The sequence below is a fragment of the Citrobacter sp. Igbk 17 genome, assembly GCF_028069775.1.
GTDB lineage: Bacteria > Pseudomonadota > Gammaproteobacteria > Enterobacterales > Enterobacteriaceae > Citrobacter.
Genome location: NZ_JANEWI010000051.1, coordinates 22,413 through 28,886 on the forward strand (window position 1 = coordinate 22,413; position 6,474 = coordinate 28,886).

Genomic DNA, 6,474 nt, shown 5'->3' on the forward strand with positions numbered 1-6,474 from the left:
ATTTGTTCTACAACGCTTTATAGTACGTTTTTATGTTAGCTAACCCTGGGGTGAGATGCCCCGGCCCTGGAGAGATGGATGAAATCACTGTTTAAAGTAACGCTGCTGGCGACCACAATGGCCGTTGCACTGCATGCCCCGATCACCTTCGCTGCTGATGCTGCGAAACCAGCCGCTACCGCTGACAGCAAAGCAGCATTCAAAAATGACGACCAAAAAGCCGCTTACGCGCTGGGCGCGTCCCTGGGTCGTTACATGGAAAACTCCCTGAAAGAACAAGAAAAACTGGGCATCAAACTGGATAAAGATCAGTTGATCGCGGGTGTTCAGGATGCGTTTGCAGATAAGAGCAAACTGTCTGACCAGGAAATCGAACAAACTCTGCAGGGGTTTGAAGCTCGCGTGAAGAGCTCCGCTCAGGCGAAAATGGAAAAAGATGCGGCCGATAACGAAGCGAAAGGTAAAGAGTACCGTGCTAAGTTTGCTAAAGAGAAAGGTGTCAAAACCTCTGCTACTGGCCTGGTCTACAAAGTAGAGAAAGAAGGTACCGGTGAAGCACCGAAAGACAGCGATACGGTGGTTGTGAACTACAAAGGTACGCTGATCGATGGTAAAGAGTTTGATAACTCTTACACCCGTGGTGAGCCGCTCTCTTTCCGTCTTGACGGTGTTATTCCAGGCTGGACCGAAGGCCTGAAAAATATCAAGAAAGGCGGCAAAATCCAGCTGGTTATCCCACCGGATCTGGCATACGGTAAAACGGGCGTTCCGGGCATTCCAGCAAACTCCACGCTGGTCTTTGATGTTGAGCTGTTAGATATCAAACCGGCACCGAAAGCAGATGCGAAGCCAGATGCTGCACCGGCTGATAAAGCTGCAGACAGCAGCAAAAAGTAAATGATTAGAAACCGCCGCCCACAGGGCGGCGGTTTTTTATTATCGGCAGGATATAATTAATACTGGAAAGCGCCTTGTGCGCTGTATTACTTTAGATGCCCCTATAATAGTGATGAGCCTGCCCTGACAACATAACGACAGGCTCCTGAAAAGGAGTGCTTTTTTTCATGTCCAGGTCGCTTTTAACCAACGAAACCAGTGAGCTAGATTTGCTGGATCAACGTCCTTTCGATCAAACCGACTTCGATATCCTCAAATCCTACGAAGCGGTAGTGGACGGGTTGGCGATGCTCATTGGTTCCCATTGTGAAATCGTATTGCACTCTTTGCAGGATTTGAAATGCTCGGCCATCCGCATTGCTAACGGTGAACACACGGGCCGTAAAATTGGCTCACCGATTACCGACCTTGCGTTGCGTATGCTGCATGATATGACGGGTGCGGATAGCAGCGTGTCGAAGTGTTATTTCACACGCGCGAAAAGCGGTGTCTTGATGAAGTCGGTGACGATTGCCATTCGCAACCGTGAGCATCGCGTGATTGGTCTGCTGTGCATCAACATGAACCTTGATGTCCCTTTCTCGCAGATAATGAATACCTTTATCCCGCCGGAGACCCCGGAAGTGGGATCAGCCGTGAACTTCGCGTCCTCAGTCGAAGATCTGGTGACCCAGACGCTGGAGTTCACCATTGAAGAAGTGAACGCCGATCGTAACGTCTCCAACAATGCCAAGAATCGTCAGATCGTCCTGAACCTGTATGAGAAAGGTATCTTCGATATTAAAGATGCGATCAATCAGGTTGCCGATCGTCTGAACATCTCCAAGCACACGGTCTACCTCTATATTCGCCAGTTCAAAAGCGGTGATTTCCAGGGGCAAGATAAGTAATGCGTTTTGCCATCATGGTAACCGGGCCCGCCTACGGCACACAGCAAGCGAGTAGCGCATTGCAATTTGCGCATGCGCTACTCGAAGAAGGACACGAATTGTGTAGCGTCTTCTTTTATCGTGAGGGCGTGTATAACGCGAACGTTCTGACATCGCCCGCCAGTGATGAATTTGATTTAGTGCGAGCCTGGCAAAAGCTTCACCAGCAGCATGGTGTGGCGCTGAATATCTGTGTAGCGGCAGCCTTGCGGCGTGGTGTTGTTGATGAGACTGAGGCAACACGACTGGGGTTGTCTGGTGCTAATTTACAGTCAGGATTTACTCTCAGCGGTCTTGGATCGCTGGCTGAAGCATCCCTGACGTGCGATCGCGTGGTGCAGTTTTAATGAAACGTGTTGCCTTTGTTTTTTCTACTGTGCCGCACGGCAGCGCATCCGGCCGCGAAGGACTGGATGCTTTACTGGCGACATCTGCATTAACGGAAGATCTCGGCGTGTTCTTTATCGGTGATGGTGTCTTCCAGATCCTCCAGGGGCAACAACCGGATGTCGTTCTGGCGCGAGACTATATCTCTACTTTCAAACTGTTAGGATTGTACGATATAGAACAATGCTGGCTTTGTGCGGCCTCATTGCGTGAGCGAGGCCTGGCAGAGGGGGCGAATTTTGTGGTTGATGCGACGGCGCTTGAACCGGAAGATTTGCGTCGTGAGCTTGGCAACTATGACGTCATTTTGAGGTTTTGAGGCTCTCATGCTGCACATTTTACATCGCTCTGCGTGGCTAACCGATTTCTCCTCCCTCCTGCGTCTGATTGCTGAAGATGACGAGCTTTTACTGCTTCAGGATGGCGTCACTGCAGCAATAGAAGGCAGTCGTTTCCTTGAAAGTCTGCAAAATGCCTCCATTAAGGTCTATGTACTGGAAGAAGACATTAAAGCTCGCGGGTTGGGTGGTCAAATTTCAGACAGTGTCGTCAGGGTTGGCTATACTGACTTCGTCAGACTTACGGTGAAGCATCTCAGCCAGATGACCTGGTAATTGTGGGATCGTTGTATATTTCTTGACACCTTTTCGACACCGACCTAAAATTCTGCGTCCTCATATTGTATGAGGTCGTTTTATTACGTGTTTACGAAGCAAAAGCTAAAACCAGGAGCTATTTAATGGCAACAGTTAACCAGCTGGTACGCAAACCACGTGCACGCAAAGTTGCAAAAAGCAACGTGCCTGCGCTGGAAGCATGCCCGCAGAAACGTGGCGTATGTACTCGTGTATATACTACCACCCCTAAAAAACCGAACTCCGCACTGCGTAAAGTTTGCCGTGTTCGTCTGACTAACGGTTTTGAAGTGACTTCCTACATCGGTGGTGAAGGTCACAACCTGCAGGAGCACTCCGTGATCCTGATCCGTGGCGGTCGTGTAAAAGACCTCCCGGGTGTTCGTTACCACACCGTTCGTGGTGCGCTTGACTGCTCCGGCGTTAAAGACCGTAAGCAATCACGCTCCAAGTATGGCGTGAAACGTCCTAAGGCTTAATGGTTCTCCGTTAAGTAAGGCCAAACGTTTTATATTAATGTCAAACTAAACTCTTAGAGTTTTGGACAATCCTGAATTAACAACGGAGTATTTCCATGCCACGTCGTCGCGTCATTGGTCAGCGTAAAATTCTGCCGGATCCGAAGTTCGGATCAGAACTGCTGGCTAAATTTGTAAATATCCTGATGGTAGATGGTAAAAAATCTACTGCCGAAACTATCGTATACAGCGCGCTGGAGACCCTGGCTCAGCGTTCTGGTAAAAACGAACTGGAAGCTTTCGAAGTAGCTCTCGAAAACGTGCGCCCGACTGTCGAAGTTAAGTCTCGCCGCGTTGGTGGTTCTACTTATCAGGTACCAGTTGAAGTCCGTCCGGTCCGTCGTAATGCTCTGGCAATGCGTTGGATCGTTGAAGCTGCTCGTAAACGCGGTGATAAATCCATGGCTCTGCGCCTGGCGAACGAACTTTCTGATGCTGCAGAAAACAAAGGTACTGCAGTTAAGAAACGTGAAGACGTTCACCGTATGGCAGAAGCCAACAAGGCGTTCGCACACTACCGTTGGTAATCCCTTCGGAGTTTTAGTCACCAGGCGGGCGCTTCTAGTAAGCAGCCCGCTTTGGGCTACTTAAATTGAACGCCTAAAAGATAAACGAGGAATCAAATGGCTCGTACAACACCCATCGCGCGCTACCGTAACATCGGTATCAGTGCGCACATCGACGCCGGTAAAACCACTACTACCGAACGTATTCTGTTCTACACCGGTGTAAACCATAAAATCGGTGAAGTTCATGACGGCGCAGCCACCATGGACTGGATGGAGCAGGAGCAGGAGCGTGGTATTACTATCACCTCCGCAGCGACTACTGCATTCTGGTCTGGTATGGCTAAGCAGTACGAACCGCATCGCGTAAACATCATCGACACCCCGGGGCACGTTGACTTCACAATCGAAGTAGAACGTTCCATGCGTGTGCTTGATGGTGCAGTAATGGTTTACTGCGCAGTTGGTGGTGTTCAGCCTCAGTCTGAAACCGTATGGCGTCAGGCAAACAAATATAAAGTTCCGCGCATTGCGTTCGTTAACAAAATGGACCGTATGGGTGCGAACTTCCTGAAAGTTGTTGGTCAGATCAAAACCCGTCTGGGCGCGAACCCTGTTCCGCTGCAGCTGGCAATTGGCGCTGAAGAAGCGTTCACCGGTGTTGTTGACCTGGTGAAAATGAAAGCCATCAACTGGAACGAAGAAGATGCAGGCGTAACCTTCACTTATGAAGATATCCCGGCAGACATGCAGGAACTGGCTGAAGAATGGCACCAGAACCTGATCGAGTCCGCTGCGGAAGCTTCAGAAGAGCTGATGGAGAAATACCTGGGTGGTGAAGAACTGACTGAAGAAGAGATCAAAAAAGCTCTGCGTCAGCGTGTTCTGAACAACGAAATCATCCTGGTAACCTGTGGTTCTGCGTTCAAGAACAAAGGTGTTCAGGCGATGCTGGATGCGGTAATTGATTACCTGCCATCCCCAGTCGACGTACCTGCGATCAACGGTATTCTGGACGACGGTAAAGATACTCCTGCTGAGCGTCATGCTAGCGATGACGAGCCGTTTGCTGCTCTGGCATTCAAAATCGCTACCGACCCGTTCGTGGGTAACCTGACCTTCTTCCGTGTGTACTCTGGTGTGGTTAACTCCGGTGACACCATCCTGAACTCCGTGAAAACTGCACGTGAGCGTTTTGGCCGTATCGTTCAGATGCACGCCAACAAACGTGAAGAGATCAAAGAAGTTCGCGCGGGCGATATCGCGGCTGCAATCGGTCTGAAAGACGTGACCACTGGTGACACCCTGTGTGACCCGGATCACCCGATCATTCTGGAACGTATGGAATTCCCTGAGCCGGTAATCTCCATCGCAGTTGAACCGAAAACCAAAGCTGACCAGGAAAAAATGGGTCTGGCTCTGGGCCGTCTGGCTAAAGAAGACCCGTCTTTCCGTGTATGGACTGACGAAGAATCTAACCAGACCATTATCGCCGGTATGGGTGAGCTGCACCTCGACATCATCGTTGACCGTATGAAGCGTGAATTCAACGTTGAAGCGAACGTCGGTAAACCTCAGGTTGCTTACCGCGAAGCGATTCGTGCGAAAGTTACCGATATCGAAGGTAAACACGCTAAGCAGTCTGGTGGTCGCGGTCAGTACGGTCATGTTGTTATCGACATGTACCCGCTGGAGCCGGGTTCAAACCCGAAAGGCTACGAGTTCATCAACGACATCAAAGGTGGTGTAATTCCTGGCGAATACATCCCGGCCGTTGATAAAGGCATCCAGGAACAGCTGAAATCCGGCCCGCTGGCTGGTTACCCGGTTGTTGATCTGGGCGTGCGTCTGCACTTCGGTTCTTACCATGACGTTGACTCCTCTGAGCTGGCGTTTAAACTGGCCGCTTCTATCGCCTTCAAAGATGGCTTTAAGAAAGCGAAACCAGTTCTGCTTGAGCCTATCATGAAGGTTGAAGTAGAGACTCCGGAAGAGAACACCGGTGACGTTATCGGTGACTTGAGCCGCCGTCGTGGTATGCTTCGTGGTCAGGAATCCAACGTCACTGGCGTTGTTATCCACGCTGAAGTTCCGCTGTCTGAAATGTTCGGATATGCAACCCAACTGCGTTCTCTGACCAAAGGCCGTGCTTCTTACTCTATGGAGTTCCTGAAGTACGACGATGCGCCGAACAACGTTGCTCAGGCCGTTATTGAAGCCCGTGGTAAATAAGCCACAGGATTAAAACCTAAGTCCCGTGCTCTCTCCAAAGGGGAGAGCACTATAGTAAGGAATATAGCCGTGTCTAAAGAAAAATTTGAACGTACAAAACCGCACGTTAACGTCGGCACCATCGGCCACGTTGACCACGGTAAAACTACCCTGACCGCTGCAATCACCACCGTACTGGCTAAAACCTACGGCGGTGCTGCTCGTGCTTTCGACCAGATCGATAACGCTCCGGAAGAAAAAGCTCGTGGTATCACCATCAACACTTCTCACGTTGAATATGACACCCCGACTCGCCACTACGCGCACGTAGACTGCCCGGGCCACGCCGACTATGTTAAAAACATGATCACCGGTGCTGCGCAGATGGACG

The 6,474-nt window shown here is 50.4% G+C and carries 9 protein-coding genes; all 9 read left to right on the forward strand.

What is annotated here, in order from left to right:
* Positions 1-78 precede the first annotated feature (78 nt).
* Positions 79-897, forward strand: coding sequence for an FKBP-type peptidyl-prolyl cis-trans isomerase (fkpA, locus tag NNO08_RS21290; protein WP_271457504.1), 819 nt, complete (start codon positions 79-81; stop codon positions 895-897).
* A 167-nt stretch (positions 898-1,064) separates the two neighbouring features.
* Positions 1,065-1,787 carry a helix-turn-helix transcriptional regulator gene (locus tag NNO08_RS21295; protein ID WP_003023643.1) on the forward strand — a complete coding sequence of 241 codons (723 nt, stop codon included), beginning with the start codon at positions 1,065-1,067 and terminating at the stop codon, positions 1,785-1,787.
* Entirely contained in the window at positions 1,787-2,173 is a 387-nt protein-coding gene (gene tusD / locus NNO08_RS21300) for a sulfurtransferase complex subunit TusD (protein WP_005121677.1), read from the forward strand. The genes NNO08_RS21295 and tusD overlap by 1 nt, the downstream gene beginning before the upstream one ends.
* Positions 2,173-2,532: a sulfurtransferase complex subunit TusC gene (gene tusC / locus NNO08_RS21305; RefSeq protein ID WP_271442320.1), complete on the forward strand. Its 360-nt coding sequence runs from the start codon at positions 2,173-2,175 to the stop codon at positions 2,530-2,532. Before tusD ends, tusC begins: the two co-directional genes overlap by 1 nt.
* 7 nt (positions 2,533-2,539) lie before the next feature.
* Positions 2,540-2,827, forward strand: a complete 288-nt coding sequence (tusB, locus tag NNO08_RS21310) for a sulfurtransferase complex subunit TusB (protein ID WP_271457505.1) — start codon at positions 2,540-2,542, stop codon at positions 2,825-2,827.
* 125 nt (positions 2,828-2,952) lie between these two features.
* Complete coding sequence (rpsL, locus tag NNO08_RS21315) at positions 2,953-3,327, forward strand: 30S ribosomal protein S12 (RefSeq protein WP_003023654.1); 375 nt, start codon at positions 2,953-2,955, stop codon at positions 3,325-3,327.
* Positions 3,328-3,422: 95 nt separating this feature from the next.
* The gene (rpsG, locus tag NNO08_RS21320; protein ID WP_003023657.1) at positions 3,423-3,893 is read left to right on the forward strand and encodes a 30S ribosomal protein S7; all 471 of its coding nucleotides are present in this window, start codon (positions 3,423-3,425) and stop codon (positions 3,891-3,893) included.
* A gap of 96 nt (positions 3,894-3,989) precedes the next feature.
* Positions 3,990-6,104 (forward strand): elongation factor G, encoded by a 2,115-nt coding sequence (gene fusA, locus NNO08_RS21325; RefSeq protein ID WP_003023659.1) that lies wholly within the window; start codon positions 3,990-3,992, stop codon positions 6,102-6,104.
* A 69-nt stretch (positions 6,105-6,173) separates the two neighbouring features.
* Positions 6,174-6,474: GTP-binding protein (locus NNO08_RS21330; protein WP_000031687.1), on the forward strand; the 301-nt coding region annotated here is incomplete at its 3' end.